Origin of the sequence: Streptomyces eurythermus (assembly GCF_014649115.1) — a bacterium.
In the GTDB taxonomy this organism is placed as follows: domain Bacteria; phylum Actinomycetota; class Actinomycetes; order Streptomycetales; family Streptomycetaceae; genus Streptomyces; species Streptomyces eurythermus.
The window spans coordinates 62,492-87,131 of the sequence record NZ_BMSK01000003.1; the positions used below are offsets into that span (position 1 = coordinate 62,492).

Consider the following 24,640-nt stretch of genomic DNA (forward strand, 5'->3'; position numbering starts at 1 on the left):
GGCTCAGCGGCCGACGTACTCCGCCAGGTGCTCGCCGGTGATCGTGGAGCGGGCCGCGACCAGCTCCGCCGGGGTGCCCTCGAAGACGATCCGGCCGCCGTCGTGGCCGGCGCCCGGACCCAGGTCGATGATCCAGTCCGCGTGCGCCATGACCGCCTGGTGGTGCTCGATGACGATCACCGACTTGCCCGCGTCGACCAGCCGGTCCAGCAGGCCGAGCAACTGCTCCACATCGGCCAGGTGCAGGCCGGTGGTCGGCTCGTCCAGGACGTAGATCCCGCCCTTGTCGGTCATGTGCGTGGCCAGCTTCAGCCGCTGCCGCTCGCCGCCGGACAGCGTGGTGAGCGGCTGGCCGAGGGTGAGGTAGCCGAGGCCCACGTCGGCCAGGTTCCGCAGGATCCGGTGCGCGGCCGGGGTACGGCCCTCACCGCTGCCGAAGAACTCCTCGGCCTGCTCCACCGTCATCGCCAGCACCTCGCTGATGTCCCGGCCGCCGAGCCGGTACTCCAGCACCGAGGCGTCGAACCGCCGGCCCTCGCACTCCTCGCACGTCGTGGCCACCCCGGCCATGATCGCCAGGTCGGTGTAGACGACTCCGGCGCCGTTGCAGGCCGGGCAGGCGCCCTCCGAGTTCGCGCTGAACAGCGCCGGCTTCACCCCGTTGGCCTTGGCGAACGCCTTGCGGACCGGCTCCAGCAGCCCGGTGTACGTCGCCGGGTTGCTGCGCCGCGAACCGCGGATCGGGGCCTGGTCGACGAAGACCACGCCCGCGCCGGCCGGCACCGACCCGTGCACCAGCGAACTCTTGCCGGAACCCGCCACCCCCGTCACCACGGTCAGCACCCCGAGCGGGAGGTCGACGTCGACACCCTTCAGGTTGTGGGTCGTGGCGCCGCGGATCTCCAGCGCGCCGGACGGCTCGCGCACCTCGTCCTTCAGCGCGGCCCGGTCGTCCAGATGGCGGCCGGTGAGCGTACGGGCCGCGCGCAGCCCGGCGACGGTGCCCTCGAAGCAGACGGTGCCGCCCGCCGTACCCGCGCCCGGGCCGAGGTCCACCACATGGTCGGCGATCGCGATGACCTCCGGCTTGTGCTCCACCACGAGCACCGTGTTGCCCTTGTCCCGCAGCCGCAGCAGCAGGTCGTTCATCCGCCGGATGTCGTGCGGGTGCAGACCGGCGGTCGGCTCGTCGAAGACGTACGTGACGTCGGTCAGCGAGGAGCCGAGATGGCGGATCATCTTCGTACGCTGCGCCTCGCCGCCGGAGAGGGTGCCCGCGGGCCGGTCCAGGGAGAGATAGCCGAGGCCGATCTCCACGAACGAGTCGAGGGTGTCGCGCAGCGAGGCGAGCAGCGGCCCCACGGACGGCTCGTCCAGCTCCCGCACCCACGCGGCCAGGTCGCTGATCTGCATCGCGCAGGCGTCGGCGATGCTGATCCCCTTGATCTTCGAGGACCGGGCGGCCTCGCTGAGCCGGGTGCCGGCGCAGTCCGGACAGGTGGTGAAGGTGACCGCGCGGTCCACGAACTCCCGGATGTGCGGCTGCATCGCCTCCCGGTCCTTGGCGAGCATGGACTTCTGGATGCGCGGGACGAGGCCCTCGTACGTCATGTTGATGCCCGCGATCTTCATGCGGGTCGGCTCGCGGTACAGGAAGTCGTCCAGCTGCTGCTTGCTGAAGGTGCGGACCGGCTTGTCCGGGTCGTAGAGGCCGGACTCGGTGTAGAGGCGGTGGTTCCAGCCGCCGGGCTTGTAGCCGGGGATGGTGAGCGCGCCCTCGTTGAGGGACTTGTCCGCGTCGTAGAGCTGCGTCAGGTCGATGTCGGTGACCGTGCCCCGGCCCTCGCAGCGCGGGCACATGCCGCCGGTGATGCTGAACTCGCGGCGCTCCTTCACCTGCTTCCCGCCGCGCTCCACGGTGACCGCGCCGGCCCCGCTGATGGAGGCGACGTTGAAGGAGAACGCCTTGGGCGAGCCGATGTGCGGGGTGCCGAGCCGGCTGAACAGGATGCGCAGCATCGCGTTGGCGTCGGTGGCGGTGCCGACCGTGGAACGCGGGTCGGCGCCCATGCGCTGCTGGTCCACGATGATCGCGGTGGTCAGCCCGTCGAGCACGTCCACGTCGGGCCGGGCCAGGGTGGGCATGAACCCCTGGACGAACGCGCTGTACGTCTCGTTGATCAGCCGCTGCGACTCCGCGGCGATGGTGTCGAACACCAGGGAGCTCTTGCCCGAGCCGGAGACGCCCGTGAACACCGTCAGCCGGCGCTTGGGTATCTCCACGGTGACGTTCCTGAGGTTGTTCTCCCGTGCGCCGTGGACCCGGATCAGCTCGTGGCTGTCGGCGGCGTGCGGCGCCTGCACCGGCGCGTCGTCCGTCCTCGTGGTCATGCTCATCGCCTCTCCGTCCGTGAAACCCCCGCCACGCTAGCGGCGCGCCCCGCCCGCCCGCTTCTCCATTCCTGACCCTGTTACGGGAGCCCGGCGTGCCGCCCGGATCACCGGGTCCCGACGCTGCCGCAGGTGAAGGTGGTCCTCTCCAGCAGTTCCGGCGTGACGGCGACGCCGGTCAGGTGCTCGGCGAGGGCGAAGGCGGCCGGTGCGGACAGGTCGGTCCCGGGGTCGTCGTCCTCGGCTACCCCGTCGTCTTCGGCTACCTCGGCGTCCCCGAAGCGGAAGCCGGCGCCGTGCATCGCGTCCAGCAGCTCGTCCGGCGTGGTGCCCCAGCGCTCGTCGGGGAACCCGGGCTCGAACCAGAGGCGCCGCACGGTGTCCTCGGCCCACAGGAACGCGTCGAGGCCGTTGATGTTGACGAAGTGCGACACCCAGCGGGTCCCGGCCGAGGCGGGCAGCGCCCGGTCCTCGGTGACGCCGGTGTAGCCGTTGGGCTCGATCAGCAGGGTCCAGGCACCGACGGACGTCATGGCGAGCAGCTGCCGCCCGCCGTCCGACGCGCGGGCGAGGTCGAAGGCGGCCTCGACCACCGCGTACGCGCCGGTCAGCGCGGGCTCGGCGCGCCCGGCCAGGCGGTCCAGCAGCTCGGCGGGCCGCAGGCCGCGTACCAGCGTGAAGCAGTACGCCTCCGCGAGGTCGGGGAAGCGCTCCTCGAACCAGGTGTAGTCGGCGGCGGTCGTCGTGGTCATGGGGGAGATCCTCGCGCATGCCACTGACACTCCTTCTCCGGTCCGGCCCGGCCCGGAGAGGTGGGGCGGGGCGGGTTTGGGGCGGGGCGCGCGGCGGAAGTTTCCGGCATGCGACCGGATGACTGGCACCTCACCGAAGACGTCGACGCCTTCCTCGCCCGGGCCGGGGACTTCCTGCGCTCGCGCCCGGATCTGCACACCATGGCGCTGACGGTGACCGCGTCCCGGACCTCGCCGCCCTCGCCGCCCTCGTCCACGGTTCCGCTCTTCGGATACCTGGAGGAGTCGGGCGAGGTCCGTGCCGCCTTCCACCGCGGGGCGCGGGGTCTGCTGAGCCCCACCGTCCTCACCCCGGAGCAGGCCGACAGCCTCGCCGCCCGGCTGGCCGGACTCCGCCCTGTCCTCCCCGGGGTCAGCGCCGAGCAGCACACCTCCGCGGCCTTCGCCGAGGCGTGGCGGCGGCGCACGGGCGCCACCCCGGCCCTGCGCGCACAGCGGGTCCGGCTGTACCGGCTCGGCACCCCGGCCCCGCCGGACCCGCACCCGGAGGGCCGGGCCCGGGCCGTCGGCGAGCGGGACCACGAGCACCTCGTGCGCTGGTGCCGCGCGTTCACGGCGGACGTCGGGGAGGACTTCCCCGCGGACGACGCCGACTGGCCCGCCACCCGCTTCGCCGCCAAGCGCTTCACCTTCTGGGAGACCCCGGACGGCACACCCGTCTCCATGGCCGGCGCGACCCCGATCGTCGCCGGTCACGTGCGGGTGGACCCCGTCTACACGCCCGCCCCCCTGCGCGGTCGCGGTTACGCGGGCGCGGTGACGGCGCAGGTGGGCCGGGCCGCGCTGGCCGCGGGCGCGCACACGGTCGTCCTGTTCGCGGACCCGGCCAACCCCACCAGCACCGCGCTCTACCAGCGCCTCGGCTACGACCCGGTCGCCGAGTTCACGGTGCACGACTTCACGTGAGACCGGACCCGGCCCCCCAGCCCGCCCGGCACCCGGCTCATCACCCGGTCGTCCGCTCCCGCCCGCCGGGCGCGACACACTTTTGCAAGCGGGTGCTTGCAAAAGTTAGCGAGGGCGGGCAAGGTGGAGGCATGGCATCGCTGAACGTCGGCAATCTCGGTGAGTACCTGCGCGAGCAGCGGCGCAACGCCCAGCTGTCGCTGCGGCAGCTCGCCGACGCCGCCGGGGTGTCCAACCCGTACCTGAGCCAGATCGAGCGCGGACTGCGCAAGCCCAGCGCGGAGGTGCTCCAGCAGGTCGCCAAGGCCCTGCGCATCTCCGCCGAGACGCTGTACGTCCGCGCCGGCATCCTCGACGCCGAGCGGGACCGGGACGAGGCCGAGACGCGCGCCGTCATCCTCGCCGACCCCTCGCTCAACGAGCGGCAGAAGCAGGTGCTGCTCCAGATCTACGAGTCCTTCCGCAAGGAGAACGGATTCGGGACCGGAGAGGCGGCCGGGCCGGCGCGGGACGGGGACGGCACCGCGGACCAGGCGACCGGCGGCGGCAGCAGTACGCCCGGCGGAGGCGATGCCGCCGGAAGCGACACCGGCGCAGGCCGGCGGCGGACGGCCGGATAAAGCCGGACCAGGGCTCGGACGCCCGCCGCGGACCTCGTCAACCCAGCCGAACGCGAATCCGATCCGGGAGGATCACCACCATGGCCATCACCGACGACCTGCGCAAGACCCTCAGCGACCCGACCCCGCTCTACTTCGCCGCCGGCACCGCCGACCTGGCGCTTCAGCAGGCCAAGAAGGTGCCGGCCCTGGTCGAGCAGCTGCGCGCCGAGGCCCCGGCCCGTATCGACGCCGTACGCAACACCGACCCCAAGGCCGTGCAGGAGAAGGCCGCCTCCCGCGCCAAGGAGGCGCAGGCGACCCTTCAGGCCAAGGTCGGCGAGTTCATCGGCGCCCTCGACGTGAAGAAGCTGGGCGAGACCGCCCAGGACCTCGCCCTGCGCGGGGTCGGCGTCGCCGCCGAGTACGCCGTCAAGGCCCGCGAGACCTACGAGAAGGTCGCCGAGCACGGCGAACAGGCCGTGAAGACCTGGCGCGGCGAGGCCGCCGAGGAGATCGAGGAGCTGGCGATCGCCGTCGAGGGCAAGCCGGAGCCGGTCGAGGTCCGCGACGACGAGCCGAAGCCGGCCGGAGCGGAGGCCGAGCCCGCCGCGGAGGAGAAGCCCGCGGCGAAGAAGGCGCCGGCCGCCCGCAGGACCACCACCGCGAAGAAGACCACGCCGTCGGCCAAGGGAGAGTGACCGGCCGGACGGTCACGGGCCGGGCACCTTGGGGGTGTCCGGCCCGTTCTATGGGTACGGTGGCGGCGTAGCAGGGGTTCGCGAATCAACGGATGGTGGGCGACATGCTGATGCTGGGCTTCGCGGGGTTCATGGGCATCTTGAAGATCATCCTCATGGCCCTGGCCGCGGTCGGGCTGTTCGACGCCGCCTTCCGGCGGGAGGACGCCTTCCGCGCCGCCGACAAGCAGAACAAGGTCTTCTGGCTGATCATCCTCGGCATCGCGCTCGTGGTCAGCTACCTGTTCTCGATCCTGTCCATCCTGCCGATCGCCGGCGCGGTCGCCAGCATCGTCTACCTCGTCGACGTCCGCCCCGCCCTCCAGCAGGTGGGCGGCGGCCGCGGCTGGGGCCGCCGCGGCCGGGGGAGCAGCAGCGACGGTCCGTACGGGCCGTGGAACGGCGGCCGGTAGCGGCGACCCGAAGGGCGCCCGCGGGGCGCCGGGGCCGTTCGCCGCTCTCCACCCGCACCCGGCAACGGCGCGCCGGCCCCGCGGCGGAGCCCCTACGCCGCCCGGTCCAGCAGCACCACGGCCACGTCGTCCGTCAGCTCGCCCCCGTTCAGCTCCCGGACCTCGTGCACCGCGGCCCGCAGCAGCTCCTCCCCGCGCAGCCCCTCGGCCAGCTGCCGGCGGATCATCTCCACCATGCCGTCCTGCCCGAGCCGCTCCCCGTCCACGCCGACCCGGCCCTCGATCAGGCCGTCGGTGTAGAGCATCAGGCTCCACTCGGCGCCCAGCTCCACCTGCATCCGGGGCCAGCGGGCGCCGGGCAGCAGGCCGAGGGCGGGGCCGTTGTTCTCGTAGGGCAGCAGCCGCGGCGCCCGGCCGGGGCGGGCGATCAGCGGCGCCGGATGACCCGCCAGGCACAGGCCCGCGCGGCGGCCGTCGGGGGCGATGTCCACCGTGCACAGCGTCGCGAAGATCTCCTCGTCGGCGCGCTCGTGCTCCAGCACCTGCTGGAGGGTGTTCAGCAGCTCGTCCCCGCACAGCCCGGCCAGGGTCAGCGCCCGCCAGGCGATGCGCAGCTCCACGCCCAGCGCGGCCTCGTCCGGGCCGTGCCCGCAGACGTCGCCGATCATGGCGTGCACGGTGCCGTCCGGGGTGCGGACGGCGTCGTAGAAGTCGCCGCCGAGCAGGGCCCGGGAGCGGCCCGGCCGGTAGCGGGCGGCGAACCGCAGCGAGGAGCCGTCCAGCAGCGGGGTGGGCAGCAGTCCGCGCTCCAGACGGCGGTTCTCCTGCGCGCGCAGCCGGCCCTCGGCGAGCCGCCGCTCGGCCGTCTCGGAACGCTTGCGCTCCACGGCGTAGCGGATGGCGCGGCTGAGCAGCCGGCCGTCCAGCTCGTCCCGGAACAGATAGTCCTGGGCGCCCACGCGCACGGCCTCGGCGCCGCGCTCGGCGTCGCCGGAGGCGGTCAGCGCGAGCACGGCGTGCCGGGGCGCGAGCCGCAGCACGTGCCGGAGCACGGCCAGCTCGTCGTCGGTGTCGTCGCCGCCCGGCGCCGGGAGCGCCAGGTCCAGCAGGATGCAGTGGACGTCGTCGGTGAGCAGCCGCTCGGCCTCGGTGAGGTTGCGGGCGGTGCGCACGCGGATCGGCTTGCCGGCCGAGTCCAGCAGGTCGGGCACGATCGGCGAGCCGGCCGGGTCGTCCTCGATCAGCAGCAGGGTGAGAGTGGCGGCGCCGGTGCCGTGCGCGGGCGTGGCGGCGCGGTGCGCCTCTTCCTTGAGGGGGCCGCCGACGGTCTGCGGGGCCTGCGCCTGACCACTCTCCACGGCCGGGATCGCTCTCTGCCGCGGTACGGGTACGGGCATCGTCTTGGGTTCCTTCCCTCCCCCCGAGGGCACGGCGGCATCGAGGGTCTCGACCCACCGACCGGTGACCATAGCGGCTGGGACCGCCCCGGCGGAATGGTGTGAGCCGGGTCGCTCCGCCGCCCGCGGTCGTCATATGCCGCGTTCCGTACCGCAGTTGGACACGGTGGCGGACCGCCCGGGATGACGAAGCTCACGTCCGGCGGGAGTTGGCCGTGCGGTGGGTCACGTGACGCGGGTCACCGGGGCGCCGCGTGGGTGCGGCGCCCGTCACGCGTCCGGTCGTACGACGCCGAGGATAGGCATCGAACCGGCGCCCGCCTCCGTCACCGTACGGCCGGGGCGCGGGGCGTGGATGATCGTGCCGTCGCCGATGTACAGCGCGACATGGCTGGCGTCGTCGAAGTAGATGACGAGGTCGCCGGGGCGCATGTCCTTGACGTCCACGTGCGGCAGCTGCCGCCACTGCTCCTGCGAGGTGCGCGGGACGGGGTGCCCGGCCGCGGCCCACGCCTGGGAGGTCAGGCCGGAGCAGTCGAAGGAGTCCGGGCCCTCGGCGCCCCACACGTACGGCTTGCCGAGCTGCGCGGTGGCGAACTTCACGGCCTTCTCGCCCGGCGCGGAGGCCTGGTCGTGGGCGTCCTTGAGGACGCCGGTGTCCAGCCAGGCGGTCTGCGCCTTCCGCGCGGCCTCCCGCTCCAGCTCGGCGAGGCGCTCCTTCTCCTCCTTCTCCAGCCGGGACTGGAGCTTCTCCGCCGCGTCGATCTGCTCCTCGATCTTCTTCTTGGCGGCGGCCTTGGCCTTGCGGTTGACCTCCAGCCGCTTCCACTGCGCGGAGGCGTCGTCGGCGTAGGCCCGCAACTCCTTCTGGGTGCGGGACATGTCGGCCACCAGCCCGGTCGCCGCCCGCTGGCCCTGGAGCATCCGGCCGGTGCCGTCGAGGAAGCGGCCCGGGTCGTCGGTGAGCAGGAACCGGGCGGTGGAGGACAGGCCGCCCGTGCGGTACTGGTCCCGGGCCGCCGCGCCCGCCCGGTCCTTCAGCTCGTCCAGCCGCCGCTGCCCCTGGTCGATCTTCCGGGCCAGCTCCACGATCTCGGCGGACTGCTTCTCGGCCTTCTCCTCGGCCGCGTTGTAGGCGTCGGTGGCCACGGAAGCGTCGTGGTAGAGCTTGTCGAGCTCGGCGCGGACCTCCTCGAGGTCCTTGTCCGGCAGGGGAGTCGGGGCCGGTGTCCGTGTGGGCGTGGGTATCGGCGCGGGGGCGGCGAACGCCGTGCCGGGTGCCGCGAGGACGGTCACCGCGCAGACCACGGTCAGGGCGGCCGTGAGCAGGCCGCGCTTGCCCGAACCCATACCTGTTTCCCCCAAACTGATTTACCGTCAGTAACTTACGGTCGTCTGAGGGATCGTGCCACGGTCGCGCGCAAAGCGACAGGGGCCGTCGGGCAGCGGATGCCCCCGGCGGGCCGCCGGGGACGGTGATCGCCTCGCCGGTGTGACGAACGGGACGCGGGAAGCGTTCCCCGGCGCGCGTGTCCGTCCGGCCGTCAGCCCGCCGGTGCCAACGCCGCCCAGGCCACGGTGACTTCGCCCTGCCGCCAGCGGGCCGGGGCGTCCGTCACCGGCCAGTCGGCGGTCAGGTCCCGCACCGCGCGCATCCAGCGCTGGCGGGCGCCGTAGGAGGCGTAGGGCGCGGCGGCGGCCCAGGCGCGGTCGAAGTCGCGCAGGAAGGCGTGCACCGGCTCGCCCGGCACGTTGCGGTGGATCAGCGCCTTCGGCAGCCGCTCGGCCAGGTCGGAGGGGCGCTCGAGGGAGCCCAGCCGGGCGGCGAAGGTGACCGTGCGGGGGCCCTCGAGGCCGAGCGCCACCCACACGTGCCGGCGGCCGATCTCGTCGCAGGTGCCCTCCACCAGCAGCCCGCCCGGGCCGAGCCGCGCGCACAGCTGCCGCCACACCGGGGCGACCTCGGCCTCGTCGTACTGGCGCAGCACGTTCGCGGCCCGGATCAGCACCGGCCGCCCGGGCACTGGCACCTCGAAGCCGCCGTGCCGGAAGACCAGGCCCTCGCGCTCGTAGGGCCGCGCCGCCGCGACCCGTACGGGATCGATCTCGACGCCGGCCACGCGGGTGCGGGGCGCCGCCGTGCGCAGCCGGGTCAGCAGCTCCACGGCGGTCCAGGGCGCGGCCCCGTAGCCCAGGTCGACGGCCAGGGGGTCGCTCGCGCGGCGCAGTGCGGCGCCGTGCGTGGCCGCGATCCAGCGGTCCATGCGGCGCAGCCGGTTGGGGTTGGTGGTCCCGCGCGTCACCGTGCCCACCGGCCGGGACGCTGCGGGGGTTCTCATGGGTACGAGGGTAAGGGGCGCCGCTCCTTTGGAACCGACCCGGCCGACGCGGCCCGTAATCGAACCGTTGAGCGATAAAAGGTAATGATTCGGCAAAGCCGCTTGATCGGGAAATGGCAGGGCACCCGCGCGCTGTTGGAGTCCTGGGGAGGGCGCAGGTGGGCCCTCCTACGGCATGCCCGCATCAAGGAGGTCCGCCACGTGAGCCAGTACGTCAGCAGGCTCGGGCGACGCTCCCCGTCGGCCTCCCGGCTCCGGCTGTACCGCAGACCCCGGCGGGTCGCCATGCTCTCCGTGCACACCTCCCCCCTCCACCAGCCCGGCACCGGCGACGCCGGCGGCATGAACGTCTACATCGTGGAGCTGGCCCAGCGGCTCGCCGAGATCGACATCGAGGTCGAGATCTTCACCCGGGCCACGACCGGCGGCCTGCCCCCCGCCGTCGAGCTGGCCCCCGGCGTCCTCGTCCGGCACGTCGACGCGGGCCCCTACGAGGGCCTGGCCAAGGAGGACCTCCCGGCCCAGCTGTGCGCCTTCACCCACGGGGTGATGCAGGCGTGGGCCGGCCACCGCCCCGGCCACTACGACCTGGTCCACTCCCACTACTGGCTCTCCGGGCACGTCGGCTGGCTCGCCGCCCAGCGCTGGGGCGTTCCCCTGGTGCACGCCATGCACACCATGGCCAAGGTCAAGAACGCCAACCTGGCCGAGGGCGACACCCCCGAGCCCGCCGCCCGGGTGATCGGCGAGACCCAGATCGTGGCCGCCGCCGACCGGCTCATAGCCAACACCGAGGAGGAGGCCGGCGAACTGGTCCGGCACTACGCGGCCGACCCCGCGAAGGTCGCCGTGGTCCACCCCGGTGTCAACCTCCGGCGCTTTTGTGCCGCCGACGGCCGGGCCGCCGCCCGCGCCCGCCTCGGCCTGCCCCAGGACGCCCTGGTCCCGCTCTTCGCGGGCCGCATACAGCCGCTGAAGGCGCCGGACGTGCTGCTGCGCGCCGTGGCCGTGCTGCTGGAGCACCGCCCCGAACTGCGCTCCCGGCTGGTCGTCCCGGTCGTCGGCGGCCCCAGCGGCAGCGGGCTCGCCAAACCGGAGGGGCTGCAGAAGCTCGCGGCCCGGCTGGGCATCACCGACGTGGTCCGGTTCCGGCCGCCGGTCGGGCAGGAGCAGCTGGCCGACTGGTTCCGGGCCGCGTCCGTGCTGGTCATGCCGTCGCACAGCGAGTCCTTCGGCCTGGTCGCCATCGAGGCGCAGGCCGCCGGCACGCCGGTGCTCGCGGCCGCGGTCGGCGGTCTGCCGGTGGCCGTGCGCGACGGCGAGACCGGCTTCCTCGTCCAGGGCCACGACCCGGCCGACTACGCGCGTGTGCTCGGCCGCTTCGCCGACCACCCCGACCTCACCGAGCGCATGGGCCGGGCCGCCGCCCGGCACGCCCAGTCCTTCGGCTGGGACACGGCCGCCGCCGCCACCGCCGACGTCTACACGGCCGCGACCCAGTCCCACCGCCGTCGCGTACGCTCCCACCATGGCTGATGTCGAGAAGGCCGGGCAGGTCCTGGAGGGCGTCTTCGAGGACGCGGAGCTGGAGTGGGAAAGCCCCGCGCCCGGGAACTACGTCGTCCGCCTCCCCGGCACCCGCAAGCTGTCCACGACGGTCTCCTTCCTCGTCGGCCGCCACTCCCTGTCGCTGAACGCCTTCGTCATCCGCCACCCCGACGAGAACGAGCCCGGTGTCCACCGCTGGCTGCTGGAGCGCAACCTCAAGCTGTACGGCGTGAGTTACGCCGTCGACCGCCTCGGCGACATCTACGTCACCGCCCGTCTGCCGCTCGCCTCGGTCACCCCGGACGAGGTCGACCGCCTCCTCGGCCAGGTCCTGGAAGCGGCCGACGGCGCCTTCAACACGCTGCTGGAGCTGGGCTTCGCCTCCTCGATCCGCAAGGAGTACGCCTGGCGGGTGGCCCGCGGCGAGTCCACCGGGAACCTGGCGGCGTTCACGCACCTGATCGAACGCCCGGAGGGCTGACCGGATCGGCCCGGGGGCTCAGGACGGCTCGGGCGAAGGGGTCGGCGTCCCGGCCCCGTGGTCGAGTTCGTCGGCGAACGCCCGCAGGGCATCGGCCAGTTCCTTCTTGGTCGGCAGCTGGTCGACCTTCTTGTCCAGCTCCGTGATGCGCCGGTTCAGCTCCTCCAGGCCCGCCGTCCCGGTGGAGCCGGTATCGCCCGGGTTCGGTTCGGTGCCGCCGTCGGCGCCCGCGTCGGTGCTTCCGCCGGTGCTGCCCCCGTCGACGAGACCGCCGGTGCTGCCGGAGCCGGCGACGGAGCCGTCCTCCGGGACGCCGTCGGACGTACTGCCGCCGTCGGACGTACTGCCACCGTCGGACGAACTGCCGTCGGACGTGCCGCCGTCGGTCGACGTGCCGCCAGAGGAGATGACGCCGCCGGACGTGCCCCCGGTGTCCGAGTCCGGCGGGACGGTGGCCGCGACGCCGCGTCCCTGACGGGGGGCCTCGTCCGAAGGGGCCGCGAGCGCCACGCCGACGCCGACGGCGACCAGGGCCGCGGCACCCGCGACGGCGACCGAGACGCGTCTGAGCCGCAACGCGCGGGTGGCTACGGGGGATTCACCGGAGGTCTGTGTGTCCTGTGCTTCAGGTGTGTCAGCCATGCGGGGAGGCTAACCATCGGTGATCGGCGGACGGGAGGCTTCCGCCGAACCCTTCACACACCGCCGCGCGTCCCCGGGGCTCAGCGGGCGCTGCCGCGGTAGCGCCCCGGGGTGACGCCGACCAACTTCCGGAAGTGCCGGGTCAGATGAGCCTGGTCGTAGAAGCCGGTGGCGGGCGCGACCTCGCCCGGCGGCACCCCGTCGAGCAGCAGCCGCCGGGCCCGCCCGACCCGCAGGGACGTCAGGTACTGGTGCGGCGCGATGCCGTACGCACCGCTGAACGCCCGTACCAGATGGGCCGGATGGGCGTGCAGCGACCGCGCGGCCTCCTCCAGGGAGACGCCGGGTACGACCCGGGCGTCCAGCAACTCCCGCAGCCGACGGGCCAGTACCGGGTCCCGGAACCGGCGCGGAGCACCGGCGCGCGGCCGCAGGTGGAGCCGCAGCCGCTCCGCGACCAGCGTCAGCCTGCTCTCCGCCTCCAGTTCGTCACCGGGCCGGGCGAGCGCGGAGTGCAGCCGGGCGACCCGCACCCGGAGCACGGGATCCCGCAGATCGGGGGAGTCCACGGCCGGACCGATCAGCTCCTCCCCGAGCCGGCCGGCGTCGAGGTACACGACCCGCTTGCGGAAACCCCCCGGTGTGGCGGGGGAGCCGTTGTGCGGCACGTGCGGCGGCAGCAGCGACACGGTGTCGTGCGGGGTGCCGTGCTCGTGCCGGTCGAGGTCGTACCGTACGGCCCCGTCGTCCACGATCAGCAGCGTCCAGGCGTCGTGGACGTGCATCGGATAGGCGTACTCGGTGAAGCGGGCGTGGAAGACCTCGGTGACGCCCGGCACCACGGGGCGCCACGCGGTGACGAGGTCCTGACCGGCGGCCATGCAAAAAACGTACAAGACCCGGCCGCGCTCCGGAGGCGAGTCTCGGTCCATGAACACCGAACCCCTCCGCTTCGACACGAAGATCGCCGTACTGCTGCGCGAGGACCTGGAGCCCTGGCAGCGCCTGAACGTCACCGCCTTCCTGGTCAGCGGCCTGGGCACCGCCTCCCCCGAGGTGATCGGGGAGCCCTACGAGGACGCGGACGCCGTGCCGTACCTGCCGATGTTCCGCCAGCCCGTGCTGGTCTTCGAGGGCGCGAAGGAGACCCTGAAGGCGGCCCACGGCAGGTCGCTGAGCCGCGCCCTGCCGCGCGCGGTGTTCACCTCGGACCTGTTCGCCACGGGCAACGACCGCGACAACCGCGCGGCGGTCCGGGCCGTCCCGACGGACGGCCTGGACCTGGTGGGACTCGCGGTGTACGGCCCGAAGAACGCGGTGGACAAGGTCCTGAAGGGCGCGCGGATGCATCCGTGAGCGGGCCTCGGCAAAGCCTGCCGGGCGGAGCGGGCGTACCCGTGAGCGGGCGATGGCCGGACCTGCCTGGTGGCGCGGGGGTGCACCCGTGAGCGTGCCTCGGCGGAACCTTCCGGGCGGAGCGTGGGCGCACCCGTGCGCGGACGACGGCCGGACCTGCCGGGCCGCAGCCGTGAGGGCGCGATGGCCGGACCTCCGGGCGGCGCGTGGGCGCCTCCGTGAGCGTGCCCGGCCGAACGCGCCGGCAGCGCGTGGGCGCACCAGTGAGCGGGCCTCGGCCGGTGTCCGGCTCGTGCTCAGCCGAACATGCCGGGCACGTAGTCGCCGGCGGGCTGCTGGACGATGACGTTCGCGCGGTTGTAGGCGTTGATCAGGGCGATGAGGGCGACCAGGGCGCCGAGCTGCTCCTCGTCGTAGTGCCGGGCGGCGTTCGCCCACACCTCGTCCGGGACCCCGCCGGAGCCGTCGGCGATCCGGGTGCCCTGCTCCGCCAGCTCCAGCGCGGCCCGCTCGGCCTCGGTGAAGACGGTGGCCTCCCGCCAGACCGCGACCAGGTGCAGCCGGGTGGCGCTCTCCCCGGCCGCCGCCGCGTCCTTGGTGTGCATGTCGGTGCAGAACCCGCAGCCGTTGATCTGGCTGGCGCGGATCTTCACCAGTTCCTGCGTGGCGGCCGGCAGCGAGGACTCCGCGAGCGCCTGCCCGGCGGCGTTGAAGTGACGGATGACCTTGCCGATGACCGGGTTGGCGAAGAGGTTGAGGCGAGCGTCCATGGTGTGCTCCTGGTGGGTAGTGGCTGCTTCCACCTCACTGACGGACGCGAACGCCGGGATGTGACACGGGTGGGTGTGACGTGGGTCTCACCGGGTGCGGCTCAGGCGGCAGGGACGTCGGCCCCCGCTCCGGCCGCCGCCCCCGTGCCGGCCGTGGCCGCAGCCGTGGTACCGACGGGCCGCTCCGGCGGCAGCCGGCGCATCAGCACGCCGTACCCGAGGCCGGCCCCCGTCCCCACCACCGCGCACAGGCCCCACAGCCAGCCCGCGCCGAGACGGTCGATGACCGCGCCCGCCATCAGCGGGGCGACCAGCGCGGCGACGGACCAGGACAGGGTGTACACGCCCTGGTAGCGCCCCCGGCCGTGCACCGGCGAGAGCCGGACCACCAGGCCGGTCTGGGTCGGGGCGCTGACGATCTCGGCCAGGGTCCACACGCACACGGTCAGCATGAAGACGCCGACCGACCCGGCGAAGGCGGTCAGCCCGAAGCCGTACCCGGCGAGGAGCGAGGAGACGACCAGCAGGGTGCGCGGGTCGCGGTGCTCGATGAACCGGGTGACGGGGATCTGCAGGGCGACGATCAGGATGCCGTTGACGGCGATGGCCAGGCCGTAGTCGGCGGGGGAGAACCCGGCCCGCCCCATGGCCACGGGAAGCCCGACCGAGCCCTGCTGGAAGACGAGGGCGACGAGGAAGGACAGCCCGACGACGGCCATGTACCGCCCGTCGCGCAGCACCGTGCCGAGGCCGACCTCCGGCCCCGCCTGCCGGGCCGTGGGCGCGGGCCGCGACTCGGGCACCTTCGCGAAGACGACGACCGCGCAGGCCAGAGTCATGCCGGCCTCGATCAGGAACCCGGCGAGATAGCTGAACTCGGCGATGAACCCGGCGGCCGTGGAGGAGACGGCGAACCCGAGGTTGATCGCCCAGTAGTTGAGGGAGAACGCGCGCACCCGGTCCTCGGGGCGCACGATGTCGGCCATCATCGCCTGCACGGCGGGCCGGGAGGCGTTGGAGGCCATGCCGACGAGGAAGGCGACACCGGCGATGGCCACCGGGTGGGTCATGAACCCGAGCAGCGCGACGGAGACGGCGGTGGCGCTCTGCGCGATCAGCAGCGTGGGCCGACGGCCGAGCCGGTCCGCCATCACTCCGCCGCCCAGCGAGGAGACGACCCCGCCGAGCCCGTGCAGCGAGGCGACGAGACCGGCGTACGAGGCGGAGTAGCCGCGGTCGAGGGTGAGGTAGAGCGCCATGAACGTGGCGACGAAGGCGCCGAGCCGGTTGACGAGCGTACTCGTCCACAGCCACCAGAACTCGCGCGGCAGCCCGGAGACGGACTCCCGGACGGCACGTCCGACACGGCCTGACGACATCGAGGTCCCCCCACAGCTGTAAGTGTCCCAACCAGCGAGGACACCTTACGAGCGCCGGGACGGCCCCGCCACTCAATTAGCGGAACATGTCAATCGAGAGCCGGTGGTGAGGTGTGGCCGAGGGCTGGCCGAGTCCCATCCCGGATTTTCCTTAGGTAGGCTCAGGACCATGGCCGACGCACCGTACAAGCTGATCCTCCTCCGCCACGGCGAGAGCGAGTGGAACGCGAAGAACCTGTTCACCGGCTGGGTGGACGTGAACCTGAACGAGAAGGGCGAGAAGGAGGCAGTCCGCGGCGGCGAGCTTCTCAAGGACGCCGGTCTCCTGCCCGACGTGGTCCACACGTCCCTCCAGAAGCGCGCGATCCGCACGGCCCAGCTGGCGCTGGAGGCCGCGGACCGCCACTGGATCCCGGTCCACCGCTCCTGGCGCCTGAACGAGCGCCACTACGGCGCCCTCCAGGGCAAGGACAAGGCGGCGACGCTCGCCGAGTTCGGCGAGGAGCAGTTCATGCTCTGGCGCCGCTCCTACGACACCCCGCCCCCGCCGCTGTCGGACGACTCCGAGTTCTCCCAGGCCCACGACCCGCGCTACGCGACGATCCCGCCGGAGCTGCGCCCGCGCACGGAGTGCCTGAAGGACGTCGTCATCCGGATGCTCCCCTACTGGTACGACGCCATCGTCCCCGACCTCCTGACCGGCCGCACGGTCCTGGTCGCCGCCCACGGCAACAGCCTGCGCGCCCTGGTCAAGCACCTGGACGGCATCTCCGACGCCGACATCGCGGGCCTCAACATCCCGACGGGCATCCCCCTGGCCTACGACCTGGACACCGACTTCAAGCCGGTCACCCCCGGCGGCAAGTACCTGGACCCCGAGGCGGCCGCAGCGGCCATCGAGGCGGTCAAGAACCAGGGCAAGAAGAAGTAACAGAGCTGTAGAGGGCCCCCTGCCTGCGGTTTTTCCGTGGGGAGGGGGCTTTTCGCTGCCTCTGGACGCTCCCCGGACTGTGAGGCGCGATGATGCCACGGACGGCCCCGAGCAGCGCGGCAGCCAGGCGCTCAAGGGAATGCCGGGGAACCACGGTGGAGGCAGTGGTGCCGGACGGGGCCCTACCGTGGGTGCGGTTCCAGCGATGATCTGCTGCTCTGCGCGTCAGCAGCAGAGGACCTGTGCCACGACCTTGCCGAAGTCGCCAGCCGCGAGTGCCTTGGCCGGAATCGTGAAATACAACGTTCCAGCGTCACCCCAGCCCCACCCGAGTTCGGTGTCCTCGGCCAGCTGAAGCAGATGGACGGCCGGGCCGTCGGCGTCGCGAGACGACACCTTCAGCGTGTACGACGTGTCCGGCCAACCGAAGGCACAGTGACTGCCGGCGGTGTTTCCGTCGAGATCTCCCATCTCGCTCAGGATCAGTGATGCCGCTCCCCAGTGCCGGCCTCTGTCGAACTCCACGTCATCGTCCTCGACGTCCCAGCAGTCGGGCAGCATGATCACCTCAGCTGCGTGGACCGGCGTCGCCCCGTAACTTCTCGCTGGTCGGGGGGCGGTCACCATGACCGCATGTGCCGGGTCGGCGGGGATGACGCGCCATGTCCCAGAGTCGGACAGGTCCAGTTTGCGGTACTCCTCGTATGGCAAGTCCGGATCCAGGTAGAAGAAGTTGAGCAGGCCGGGTCGTACGGGCAGTTCCGTGCCCAGCCAGGAAGCGAGAGCTTCCGTGTCCAGCACGGCGTGCAGGGACAGCGGAACGCCGTTGTGTTCGGGCCAGAGCGTCTCCGGTTCGAGGAGGGCAGGGCCCCCAAGCCGACACTGACCGGTTGCTCGGGCCTTCTCGCTTGAGCGGATCAGCCGAAAGCCGCGGCGCGCCATGGCAGCAAACTGCCGACCGGCCCTCTCGCCGAGCCGCTGGATGCACGCGTCGTTCAAGCTGCCTGGATCGTCGAACTGCATGTAAGGATCTTGCCAACCATCCGGACCGCACGCAGCGGACTTGTGCGTACCGGGGCTGCCTATGGAGTGGTCACCCGACACTCCGACGGGCTGGCCCGGCCGGCCAGACGACGGATACGGGGATGCCTGCGGCCCGCGCCTCCTCCACGGTGTCGGCGGTACCGCCGCCCTTCCCGCTGGGCGGCGTGCCGTCCCGTAGGGCAACGAGCCGGTCGGTACGCCGGAGGAGCACGACGCTGGCGGCATCGTAGGCCTGCCGGTCGACGGTTTGGTCGGGGAGGACGAGAACCCCGTCGGCCGCCTGGGCGAGCCGGTCGAAGAGAGCCGCATGGTCGGCCTTGACCTTTTTCCGGCGGTAGTCCCGCGAGGGAATGACGACGGCGAACCGCCCGCCGGCGCGGAGGACGGCTTCGGCGAACAGGGAGTCGGCGCCCTTGGCGATACAGGAGATTCCGACGAGGTCACCGCCGTAGGCGTACGGCTTCAGCAAGTCGTCCAGCGCGGCACGGACCAGGGGGATGGTGTCTTCGGTCAGGTCCATGTGGCCGGTCACCGCGATGGTCATCACGGCCATGGTCCTCCTCGTTGAGGATCGGCAACTGTCGCATCAAGAAGGTCAGTCGGGCCATGCGTCGGCCATCACGAACGACACGACGGTACCGCCGTAGTCACTCGGGCCTGACCGCCAGGAGTGAGCGATTGCGTCGACCAGGAGCAGACCCCTTCCATGCGCCTCGTCCGCGTCGGGGTGGCGGAGTCGTACGTTCACGGGGAAGCCCGGATTGTGCACGTCGACTCGGAGCGTCGTCTCCTCGCGGAACCACTCCACTCGTACCAGCCACGAGTCGTCCGACCGGCCGTAGAGGATGGCGTTGGTCACCAGTTCGGAGATCATCAGCGTGCAGTCGTCGACAGAGCAAGCCGGTTGGTATGGCGCGATGAACTTCTGGAACCAGCGCCGGGCCCGGGGTACGGACTCGGGAACGGGATGCAGGGTCATCGCTCCGAGCCGGGGCGACTCGGGGGACGGGTCGCGATCGACCGTGTACATCATCAGCGCTCACTCCTTGAGTGCCGTCGGCAGCCTGAGGCGCTGCCGCTTCGACGTGGCATGGTCCCGGCTGCACCTGGTGCCGACCCGCGTTGCCACTATCCAGCAAGTGGCCAATGCCACTTGCTGGATAGTGGCATTGGCCACTTGTGCTGTGCAAGCGCTTCGGAGTAACTCACTCGAGGGTTAAGTCAGTGGGTAACCCTGTTCGAACGCCCAGCGCTCCGGCGGGTAGGTGGCCTCGGCGAACTCCAGAGCCCGGTCCTGAAGATCGAAGACGACGTGATGTACGACCAACACGGCTGAACCAGACTCCAGTTGAAGGTCGGACACTTCCTCGTCCGTCGCGGTTCGGGCGCACACGCGGTCTTCGGCGTAGCTTGCCCGCCGTCCCGTCACATTTTCGACGTACAGAAGTGTCCCCTCCTGAATCCGCTCGGGATCCATGAGCTTCGGCGCCTTTCGGCCGACATCCGGAGCGAACCACGAGGTGGACAACGTGATGGGCCCGTCCTGATTGTTGGTCACGCGGCGTCGGTGCACGGCCTGGCGATCCTTGCCCAGACCCAGCGCCTCGGCGACGTAGTCCGGGGCCTCCAGCCAGCCGGCCGACGTGATGACCGCGTACTCACCAGGCGTGTAAATCTTGCCGGTCTGCCGGGCGCGGCCGTACAACTCGCGCGCCCGCCGGTTGACTTCGAGGCTTCGGACGTACGTCCCCGAACCCTGCCGCTTCTCGACCAGGCCCTGATGGCTCAGGGCCTCCAGTGAGCGAGCGGCGGTCGGCCTGGACACGTTCCAGTCAGCCGCGAGTTGCCGCTCCGAGGGGACTTCGTCCCCCGGCCGCAGGTCACCCCGAAGAATCTGGTCGCGGATGTAGTGCGCGATCTGCAGATACTTCGGCTGTGCCTCCTCGATCTGAGGCATGCGTCCTCCCTGTCAAAGTGGCTATGGCCTTTGGCCACTATAGGGTGAGCGTCGAACTCGTACGCTGGATGGCATGAAGCGGTTGATCATTGCGGCCGGAGGAGGAGGCGACGCGGTAGCCGCCGCCATGCTGCACGCCGCCCTGTACGGCGACGAGGAACCCGGGGTGATCCTCACGTACGCCTGGGACCGCTTGCTCATCGACCCGGTACCGGGTCCGCGAGGTGCCCGCGACTTCACCGGCCTCCGCCCGATTACCCCGACCGTCTCAGCAGTGCCGGCCGAGGCCCGTCCGATCGCACCGGCGGGATCCACGCTCCCACTTCTCGCTGCCGCGCTCCCGCACACCTTCGCGCTCCTGGATCCCGGCCAAGGCACCGTAGGGATCACGTGCCAGTTGGAGGAGTTGATCAGCCACCTGGAACCAGTGTCGATCGACCTTCTGGACGTGGGCGGCGACATCCTCGCGCGAGGGGACGAGCCAACGCTGAAGAGTCCACTCGCCGACGCCCTCGCCTTGGCCGCCGCCTCCCAGGTGAACGCCCCCGTACGCCTCCTGATCGCCGGCCCCGGCCTGGACGGCGAACTACCTCCGGACGAACTGCGCCCACTCCTCGGCCCTCTGGTACACACCCTCACAGCGAAGGACGTCGAACCGATCAGCTCGATCCTGGAGTGGCACCCCTCCGAGGCCACGGCGATGCTCGCCGCGACAGCTCGGGGAGTCCGAGGCACCTGCGAAATTCGAGACGCCGGCCTCCCAGTGCCCCTCACGGACGAGGCTCCGAGGGTCTACGAGATCGACTTGGGTGAGGCGTTGAGCCGCAACAACTTGGCCCTCGCCCTCATGGCCACCACCACGCTGGACGAGGCTGAGACGCACAGCCGCGAGATCTGCGGTTTTTCGGAGGTCGACTACGAGCGTGACAAGGCAAAGCGACTAAACGACCGTTCACCGGCAAAGCTTGACGCTGAGTCCGTGCTTCATCAACTCGCCCGCTTTGAGGTCAGGGCTCGCAGCCGCGGAGTAACCCACACGACGTTCCGCCGTATCACGGAGACCTTGAATGTTGATGGCACCGAGCGCAATGCCCTATGCCAACTACTCATCAACAGCGGTTTGGGATACAACGACGCGCCGTTGTGGCGCATCGTGGCGTCACTGCGATGACGTGACGAGATGGCATTTTGCCAAACGATCCGCATCTCACTCGGCCGGATCCTCATGTTGATATGCCAGTTCTCGCAGGAGGGTGACATCGAACTGGATAACTCTCTCGCTATCCGCCACCTCGAACCACCCTCCTAGCCTGCCAGAAACAGCGGTTCCCAGTGCTGCGTGCACTTCTGGTGCGAGCGGCATGTCGAAATAGGCTGTCGCGAATCCAACAGTCACTCCGGAAACAGAGTAGGCACTGCGCACCTTAATGTCCGACAACTTCAGCGACTCGATAGGGCCGAAGTCTTCAGGGCTACGGTTTGAGAAGTCCGGGAATTCGGCTAGGTCTTCATGTTCAATCACTTGTTCAATGATTGACAGTGAAAGCTCTTCAGGGAATGATTCCGGCATCAGCTTTATCTGTACACTGGAGCACAGTGCGTCGATTACCGAGTTGATCGTTGTGTGATAGTGGAAGTCGCTAGTGCGGCTGCCCAATTCTCTTGCCAATTCAGGGTGAAGGGAAGGGTCCCCCTTTTTTGTGCCGAAGTCATTCGTATTGTTCGAGGCGAAGTGGGTACTATCGAGATTATTGAGGTGTCTTCTCTTGACGGAAAGCCAAATAGCAGAGTCGCGAGCGCCTGTTCCGTTAGCCTTAGCTGGCTTTTGCCTTGCAGCCTCTCGCTCTAGGGCCTCCTTGGCATCGTTTCCATCTAGCTCTAGGATTAAAAAGGTATCCCTCAGCTGTTTCTCCCACTGCTGGACTATGGCATCCAGTGATGGAACGTAGTAAGAATCTACCTGGCAATATTTTGACAAGTCGGAGAGTGCCTTTCCGTGTCGGTCAAGTGCCTCTTCGGCATCTTGGCGCCTAGCATTAATGGATTCAGCAAGCACGATGCTTGTTATGGCGACTTGTGAATCAAGAGCTGCGGCAACACGAAGTAGCGTAGAGATCGCGACACTGTGGAGCCTCCCTTGACGCGGCAGCAGGTTCGCGTCCAGCACAATAAGCATCGTTTCTTCACCTGTCTGAAACTTCGTCAGCTCGCGAGGAAATTTGATCAGCAAGAGAAGTAAAGAGGTTGATTGCATTTCGGGCACGCGTGTAGTGGGCGCCCCGGGCCTCGCTGCCGTTCAGCTCAAACACGGCTTTGTGTGTTCTCTGTGCGATAGGGACAAGGCTTGACAGGTTGGGAACCTCGCCAATGGAAGCTGCTCCCGACGGAGGTAGAGACCCTACCCGCTTCAACGCTTCAACGATTCCTGATTCATAGGCGTGAGGCATTCGGTCGTTCCAGTGTTTATATGCCTCAGCGGGCTGATCGCGATAGACGGTGAATTGCTGACTTACATAACCGAGTGGACTTGGAAGCCCCGGGGGGAGTTCGAAATCGAATTCTAGCCCCCTCCTCTCTGCCGACTTTTTGGCCGTATCCCATTCTTCGATCCAATTCGCTACGCTCTTTCCCACGCTAGGGAGGGCGGTCAGGGAAAACAGGTCGGGAGCGAGAGGGACGACAAATCCTGTCGATCCGATTATTACATTTCTGTTCAAGGCCCCGACGTTCGGGCCGAGATCTACAAAAACATAGTCCGCTGAGACCAAGGATGCCGTCTCTCGAATTAGCCGATAAAAGGCGGTGCTCACTTGAAATCCTCGCGGCATGCCGGCGAGAGCTTCTGTCCAGCCTGTAGGAGCGAACTCTTCGTAATCGCTCAGCCTGATATCACCCGGAAGGATCCATGCATTCTTCCTAATCTGCACCGGGTCGACCACTTCCAGTGCGCCCGACCCTTCCACTACAGGTCGAAGGCAAGAATAGATAGTTTTTCCCGTGTCAAAGAGTGATTCGACATTTGTGACGGGAATTGCCGCGCTGGTCAAATTTGCTTGAGCATCCGCATCAATGAAGAGTACTCGTTCTTTCTTGGCCAAAGCGATGCCAATATTGTAGACAAGGGTAGTCTTGCCAACCCCGCCTTTGTGGTTAAAGAAAGAGACAATTTTCACGCATTTTCTCCGAAGTCCTGGGGGTGACACCCTAGCGGATCTCTCTTGCTTAATGAAGAGCGTGGGGTGGATCTGACCCAGTGAGGGGAGTGCGGGCAACAGTTGGCTGGCCGAGCCGAGGAGGAGTGCCCGGGCCTACCGGCTGGTGCCCCGGTGACAGGAATGCCGACCTCCAGAAAGAGAAGATCAGGCTGAGCTGTCTTGGAGACGGGACAGAGAGTTGCCCACAGTTTTCAGCCACTCGCCGACACGCGAACCGCCGCAGTCACGGGCACGGTGCGCGGGAACCACCTCTCTCCCGTGGTGGCACGGAAGTGCCGAGTCCTAGTGACCTGAGCCATCGGCCTGAGGGGAATCGACGTGGACCGAGGATCCGACTGGTGTCGGTGCCGAACGACTTGCGGACTCACTTGAGTCGTGGATGCGTAACCGGCGATCGGCAGCTTCTAGTTGTTACGAGGGCCGTTTTGTCACCACACGCGACCACGGACCCATGAACGGCCGCCCGCGATGCCGTCCGTCAAGTCACTCTCCTCCGCACGAAGTAGCCGACCGCCATGGTCCTCCAGATGCTGGCCGTCATCCTGTGGCTGTTGGCTGCGCATTACCTCCCGGGTAATCGACCGCCCCGTTCCAACCCTGGCAGGGTCGAACCCATCGATCCGGGCCCCCGCCGGGAAGCCGGCCCGCAGTCGTGAGGAGAGCTTCATGTTCGACAAGGCCCGCGTCAGCACGGCGAGTTCAGCTGCCACCCCTAGCTCCGACGCCGAGGTCACCCGCGCCATAGTCCAGGACTTCCTCGCCGCCCGACTCGCCGGGGACACCGCGCGACTCGTGGAGCTGTTCGCCGACGAAGTCGACTGGATGCTCGCCGAGAATCCGGGCGTGCCCTGGATCCGGCCGAGGCGCACCGGTGTCGAATGTGCCGCCCAGTTCTCGGAGTTGATGGAGTACACCGTGCCCGAGGACGCGCGGGCCTCCGTCGACGCCTTTCTTGTCGACGGGGCCGACGCCGTCCTGATGGGGCACCTGTCGGGGACCGTGCGTGCCACGGGCAAGTCCTTCGAGGGGCCGTTCGCGTTGCGGCTCACCGTGGAGGACGGGCGGATCGTCCGGCACCACCTCTACGAGAACAGTCTGTCGATCGCCGAGGCATGCGCCCCGGATCAGTGAGACGACGGGGTCAGACCTCGAACGGCACCGGATGTACCTCGTCCGCCCGGTGCCCCGCGCGTTCGTGGACGCGTTGGACCGCCTCGGCCGACGGGGCCTCGGAGAGGCAGTAGACCGTGCCGGACTCCGGGTCCGCCCACGCGTGTGCGAAGTGGACCGACTCCTCCTGCTCGATGGCGAGGTCGGCCTGGTGGGCCGCCATCAGCTGGTCGGCCGTGATGCCCTGCATGCCGCGGTGGATGTCCATGAATCTGGCCATGATCCCGCGCCTCCTTCCCGCCCGGCGCTTTCCGCATCTCCATGCTGCGCCCCGTCGGCGGGGTGGGCACCCGGAGCGGCGGAGGGCCGGCGCGAAGCGTGTTCGCGCCGGCCCCGGTCGTCGCTCAGCCGCACTGGCAGGGGTTGCCCGACTGGCACCCACAGCCGCAGCCCGAGCCGCAGCCGCACGCGGCTACCAGCGGAAGGCTCCTGATCTCGGCGGGCTGCTCGGTCTCGCGCTCCTGCGTGGGGTCGGGCGTGGTGCTGCCAAGGGATTCGGCCATGGGTCCCCTCCTAATACCTCGGGGCAGGGATGCCCTCGCCCATTTCA

Annotated in this window: 26 protein-coding genes and 1 pseudogene; 10 read left to right on the forward strand and 17 right to left on the reverse strand. The window is 70.0% G+C overall.

What is annotated here, in order from left to right; all coding sequences use genetic code 11:
• Positions 1–3: 3 nt before the first annotated feature.
• Positions 4–2,397 (reverse strand): ATP-binding cassette domain-containing protein, encoded by a 2,394-nt coding sequence (locus IE251_RS05740; protein WP_229896626.1) that lies wholly within the window; start codon positions 2,395–2,397, stop codon positions 4–6.
• A 101-nt stretch (positions 2,398–2,498) separates the two neighbouring features.
• Positions 2,499–3,143 carry a DUF6461 domain-containing protein gene (locus tag IE251_RS05745; protein WP_189751809.1) on the reverse strand — a complete coding sequence of 215 codons (645 nt, stop codon included), beginning with the start codon at positions 3,141–3,143 and terminating at the stop codon, positions 2,499–2,501.
• 108 nt (positions 3,144–3,251) lie between these two features.
• Between IE251_RS05745 and IE251_RS05750 the strand changes: the two genes are divergently transcribed.
• The 4 genes from IE251_RS05750 to IE251_RS05765 all read left to right on the forward strand — a co-directional run bounded on the left by IE251_RS05750 (position 3,252) and on the right by IE251_RS05765 (position 5,861).
• A complete protein-coding gene (locus IE251_RS05750) occupies positions 3,252–4,109 on the forward strand; it encodes a GNAT family N-acetyltransferase (protein WP_189751810.1) in 858 nt (285 codons plus the stop codon).
• A 131-nt stretch (positions 4,110–4,240) separates the two neighbouring features.
• Positions 4,241–4,729, forward strand: a complete 489-nt coding sequence (locus IE251_RS05755) for a helix-turn-helix domain-containing protein (protein WP_189751811.1) — start codon at positions 4,241–4,243, stop codon at positions 4,727–4,729.
• A gap of 80 nt (positions 4,730–4,809) precedes the next feature.
• Positions 4,810–5,409: a hypothetical protein gene (locus IE251_RS05760; RefSeq protein ID WP_189751812.1), complete on the forward strand. Its 600-nt coding sequence runs from the start codon at positions 4,810–4,812 to the stop codon at positions 5,407–5,409.
• 95 nt (positions 5,410–5,504) lie between these two features.
• Positions 5,505–5,861, forward strand: a complete 357-nt coding sequence (locus IE251_RS05765) for a DUF2516 family protein (RefSeq protein WP_037655358.1) — start codon at positions 5,505–5,507, stop codon at positions 5,859–5,861.
• Between the two features lie 92 nt (positions 5,862–5,953).
• On the opposite strand, the gene IE251_RS05770 is transcribed toward IE251_RS05765, so the two are convergent.
• The 3 genes from IE251_RS05770 to IE251_RS05780 all read right to left on the reverse strand — a co-directional run bounded on the left by IE251_RS05770 (position 5,954) and on the right by IE251_RS05780 (position 9,597).
• Entirely contained in the window at positions 5,954–7,258 is a 1,305-nt protein-coding gene (locus IE251_RS05770; protein ID WP_189751813.1) for a PP2C family protein-serine/threonine phosphatase, read from the reverse strand.
• 270 nt (positions 7,259–7,528) lie between these two features.
• Entirely contained in the window at positions 7,529–8,608 is a 1,080-nt protein-coding gene (locus IE251_RS05775; RefSeq protein ID WP_189751814.1) for a C40 family peptidase, read from the reverse strand.
• 194 nt (positions 8,609–8,802) lie between these two features.
• A complete protein-coding gene (locus IE251_RS05780) occupies positions 8,803–9,597 on the reverse strand; it encodes a class I SAM-dependent methyltransferase (RefSeq protein ID WP_189751815.1) in 795 nt (264 codons plus the stop codon).
• A 201-nt stretch (positions 9,598–9,798) separates the two neighbouring features.
• On the opposite strand from IE251_RS05780, the gene mshA reads away from it, so the two are divergent.
• Positions 9,799–11,133 (forward strand): D-inositol-3-phosphate glycosyltransferase, encoded by a 1,335-nt coding sequence (gene mshA, locus IE251_RS05785; protein ID WP_189751816.1) that lies wholly within the window; start codon positions 9,799–9,801, stop codon positions 11,131–11,133.
• Positions 11,126–11,626 (forward strand): type III secretion system chaperone family protein, encoded by a 501-nt coding sequence (locus tag IE251_RS05790; RefSeq protein ID WP_189751817.1) that lies wholly within the window; start codon positions 11,126–11,128, stop codon positions 11,624–11,626. The genes mshA and IE251_RS05790 overlap by 8 nt, the downstream gene beginning before the upstream one ends.
• Before the next feature lie 18 nt (positions 11,627–11,644).
• Here the strand turns inward: IE251_RS05790 and IE251_RS05795 are convergent, their stop codons facing one another.
• Positions 11,645–12,268, reverse strand: a complete 624-nt coding sequence (locus tag IE251_RS05795; RefSeq protein ID WP_189751818.1) for a hypothetical protein — start codon at positions 12,266–12,268, stop codon at positions 11,645–11,647.
• An 80-nt stretch (positions 12,269–12,348) separates the two neighbouring features.
• A complete protein-coding gene (locus IE251_RS05800) occupies positions 12,349–13,149 on the reverse strand; it encodes a helix-turn-helix transcriptional regulator (protein WP_189751819.1) in 801 nt (266 codons plus the stop codon).
• Here IE251_RS05800 and IE251_RS05805 point away from each other — a divergent pair.
• A complete protein-coding gene (locus IE251_RS05805) occupies positions 13,148–13,624 on the forward strand; it encodes a DUF2000 domain-containing protein (protein ID WP_189751820.1) in 477 nt (158 codons plus the stop codon). The genes IE251_RS05800 and IE251_RS05805 overlap by 2 nt on opposite strands.
• Positions 13,625–13,920: 296 nt before the next feature.
• Here the strand turns inward: IE251_RS05805 and IE251_RS05810 are convergent, their stop codons facing one another.
• Both IE251_RS05810 and IE251_RS05815 read right to left on the reverse strand, forming a co-directional pair.
• Positions 13,921–14,394, reverse strand: a complete 474-nt coding sequence (locus IE251_RS05810; RefSeq protein WP_030779717.1) for a carboxymuconolactone decarboxylase family protein — start codon at positions 14,392–14,394, stop codon at positions 13,921–13,923.
• A 101-nt stretch (positions 14,395–14,495) separates the two neighbouring features.
• Positions 14,496–15,803 (reverse strand): annotated as a pseudogene (locus tag IE251_RS05815) (MDR family MFS transporter); the annotation flags it as partial.
• A gap of 139 nt (positions 15,804–15,942) precedes the next feature.
• Between IE251_RS05815 and IE251_RS05820 the strand changes: the two are divergent.
• Positions 15,943–16,704: a phosphoglyceromutase gene (locus IE251_RS05820; protein ID WP_189751822.1), complete on the forward strand. Its 762-nt coding sequence runs from the start codon at positions 15,943–15,945 to the stop codon at positions 16,702–16,704.
• 225 nt (positions 16,705–16,929) lie between these two features.
• Here IE251_RS05820 and IE251_RS05825 read toward each other — a convergent pair whose 3' ends face one another.
• The 4 genes from IE251_RS05825 to IE251_RS05840 form a co-directional block, all read right to left on the reverse strand.
• Positions 16,930–17,727 carry a DUF1963 domain-containing protein gene (locus tag IE251_RS05825; protein ID WP_189751823.1) on the reverse strand — a complete coding sequence of 266 codons (798 nt, stop codon included), beginning with the start codon at positions 17,725–17,727 and terminating at the stop codon, positions 16,930–16,932.
• A 70-nt stretch (positions 17,728–17,797) separates the two neighbouring features.
• Positions 17,798–18,295, reverse strand: coding sequence for a hypothetical protein (locus tag IE251_RS05830; protein ID WP_189752154.1), 498 nt, complete (start codon positions 18,293–18,295; stop codon positions 17,798–17,800).
• 48 nt (positions 18,296–18,343) lie between these two features.
• Complete coding sequence (locus IE251_RS05835) at positions 18,344–18,781, reverse strand: ATP-binding protein (RefSeq protein WP_030612306.1); 438 nt, start codon at positions 18,779–18,781, stop codon at positions 18,344–18,346.
• A 183-nt stretch (positions 18,782–18,964) separates the two neighbouring features.
• Positions 18,965–19,705 (reverse strand): GntR family transcriptional regulator, encoded by a 741-nt coding sequence (locus tag IE251_RS05840; RefSeq protein WP_189751824.1) that lies wholly within the window; start codon positions 19,703–19,705, stop codon positions 18,965–18,967.
• 73 nt (positions 19,706–19,778) lie between these two features.
• Here IE251_RS05840 and IE251_RS05845 point away from each other — a divergent pair, with 73 nt between their 5' ends.
• Positions 19,779–20,876: a DUF1152 domain-containing protein gene (locus tag IE251_RS05845; RefSeq protein WP_189751825.1), complete on the forward strand. Its 1,098-nt coding sequence runs from the start codon at positions 19,779–19,781 to the stop codon at positions 20,874–20,876.
• Positions 20,877–20,912: 36 nt separating this feature from the next.
• On the opposite strand, the gene IE251_RS05850 is transcribed toward IE251_RS05845, so the two are convergent.
• Together IE251_RS05850 and IE251_RS05855 are read right to left on the reverse strand one after the other, a co-directional pair.
• On the reverse strand, positions 20,913–21,959 hold the full coding sequence (locus tag IE251_RS05850) for a PIN domain-containing protein (RefSeq protein WP_229896651.1): 1,047 nt from the start codon (positions 21,957–21,959) through the stop codon (positions 20,913–20,915).
• On the reverse strand, positions 21,889–22,878 hold the full coding sequence (locus tag IE251_RS05855) for a ParA family protein (protein ID WP_189751827.1): 990 nt from the start codon (positions 22,876–22,878) through the stop codon (positions 21,889–21,891). The genes IE251_RS05850 and IE251_RS05855 overlap by 71 nt, the downstream gene beginning before the upstream one ends.
• A gap of 708 nt (positions 22,879–23,586) precedes the next feature.
• Between IE251_RS05855 and IE251_RS05860 the strand changes: the two genes are divergently transcribed.
• Positions 23,587–24,051 carry a nuclear transport factor 2 family protein gene (locus IE251_RS05860; protein WP_189751828.1) on the forward strand — a complete coding sequence of 155 codons (465 nt, stop codon included), beginning with the start codon at positions 23,587–23,589 and terminating at the stop codon, positions 24,049–24,051.
• 10 nt (positions 24,052–24,061) lie between these two features.
• Here the strand turns inward: IE251_RS05860 and IE251_RS05865 are convergent, their stop codons facing one another.
• Positions 24,062–24,310, reverse strand: a complete 249-nt coding sequence (locus tag IE251_RS05865; RefSeq protein ID WP_189751829.1) for an SCO4226 family nickel-binding protein — start codon at positions 24,308–24,310, stop codon at positions 24,062–24,064.
• A gap of 124 nt (positions 24,311–24,434) precedes the next feature.
• On the reverse strand, positions 24,435–24,593 hold the full coding sequence (locus IE251_RS05870; RefSeq protein WP_167346036.1) for a hypothetical protein: 159 nt from the start codon (positions 24,591–24,593) through the stop codon (positions 24,435–24,437).
• Positions 24,594–24,640 lie beyond the last annotated feature (47 nt).

Bases quoted from the DNA above. Each gene is read 5' to 3' on its own strand.
- IE251_RS05850 (WP_229896651.1), bottom strand. From the start codon at position 21,959: ATGCAATCAACCTCTTTACTTCTCTTGCTGATCAAATTTCCTCGCGAG.
- IE251_RS05810 (WP_030779717.1), bottom strand. From the start codon at position 14,394: ATGGACGCTCGCCTCAACCTCTTCGCCAACCCGGTCATCGGCAAGGTC.
- IE251_RS05780 (WP_189751815.1), bottom strand. From the start codon at position 9,597: ATGAGAACCCCCGCAGCGTCCCGGCCGGTGGGCACGGTGACGCGCGGG.
- IE251_RS05825 (WP_189751823.1), bottom strand. From the start codon at position 17,727: ATGCAGTTCGACGATCCAGGCAGCTTGAACGACGCGTGCATCCAGCGG.
- IE251_RS05770 (WP_189751813.1), bottom strand. From the start codon at position 7,258: ATGCCCGTACCCGTACCGCGGCAGAGAGCGATCCCGGCCGTGGAGAGT.
- IE251_RS05745 (WP_189751809.1), bottom strand. From the start codon at position 3,143: ATGACCACGACGACCGCCGCCGACTACACCTGGTTCGAGGAGCGCTTC.
- IE251_RS05870 (WP_167346036.1), bottom strand. From the start codon at position 24,593: ATGGCCGAATCCCTTGGCAGCACCACGCCCGACCCCACGCAGGAGCGC.
- IE251_RS05740 (WP_229896626.1), bottom strand. From the start codon at position 2,397: ATGAGCATGACCACGAGGACGGACGACGCGCCGGTGCAGGCGCCGCAC.
- IE251_RS05790 (WP_189751817.1), top strand. From the start codon at position 11,126: ATGGCTGATGTCGAGAAGGCCGGGCAGGTCCTGGAGGGCGTCTTCGAG.
- IE251_RS05835 (WP_030612306.1), bottom strand. From the start codon at position 18,781: ATGATGTACACGGTCGATCGCGACCCGTCCCCCGAGTCGCCCCGGCTC.
- IE251_RS05760 (WP_189751812.1), top strand. From the start codon at position 4,810: ATGGCCATCACCGACGACCTGCGCAAGACCCTCAGCGACCCGACCCCG.
- IE251_RS05805 (WP_189751820.1), top strand. From the start codon at position 13,148: ATGCAAAAAACGTACAAGACCCGGCCGCGCTCCGGAGGCGAGTCTCGG.
- IE251_RS05845 (WP_189751825.1), top strand. From the start codon at position 19,779: ATGAAGCGGTTGATCATTGCGGCCGGAGGAGGAGGCGACGCGGTAGCC.
- IE251_RS05800 (WP_189751819.1), bottom strand. From the start codon at position 13,149: ATGGCCGCCGGTCAGGACCTCGTCACCGCGTGGCGCCCCGTGGTGCCG.
- IE251_RS05750 (WP_189751810.1), top strand. From the start codon at position 3,252: ATGCGACCGGATGACTGGCACCTCACCGAAGACGTCGACGCCTTCCTC.
- IE251_RS05775 (WP_189751814.1), bottom strand. From the start codon at position 8,608: ATGGGTTCGGGCAAGCGCGGCCTGCTCACGGCCGCCCTGACCGTGGTC.
- IE251_RS05795 (WP_189751818.1), bottom strand. From the start codon at position 12,268: ATGGCTGACACACCTGAAGCACAGGACACACAGACCTCCGGTGAATCC.
- IE251_RS05820 (WP_189751822.1), top strand. From the start codon at position 15,943: ATGGCCGACGCACCGTACAAGCTGATCCTCCTCCGCCACGGCGAGAGC.
- IE251_RS05840 (WP_189751824.1), bottom strand. From the start codon at position 19,705: ATGCCTCAGATCGAGGAGGCACAGCCGAAGTATCTGCAGATCGCGCAC.
- IE251_RS05755 (WP_189751811.1), top strand. From the start codon at position 4,241: ATGGCATCGCTGAACGTCGGCAATCTCGGTGAGTACCTGCGCGAGCAG.
- IE251_RS05860 (WP_189751828.1), top strand. From the start codon at position 23,587: ATGTTCGACAAGGCCCGCGTCAGCACGGCGAGTTCAGCTGCCACCCCT.
- IE251_RS05865 (WP_189751829.1), bottom strand. From the start codon at position 24,310: ATGGCCAGATTCATGGACATCCACCGCGGCATGCAGGGCATCACGGCC.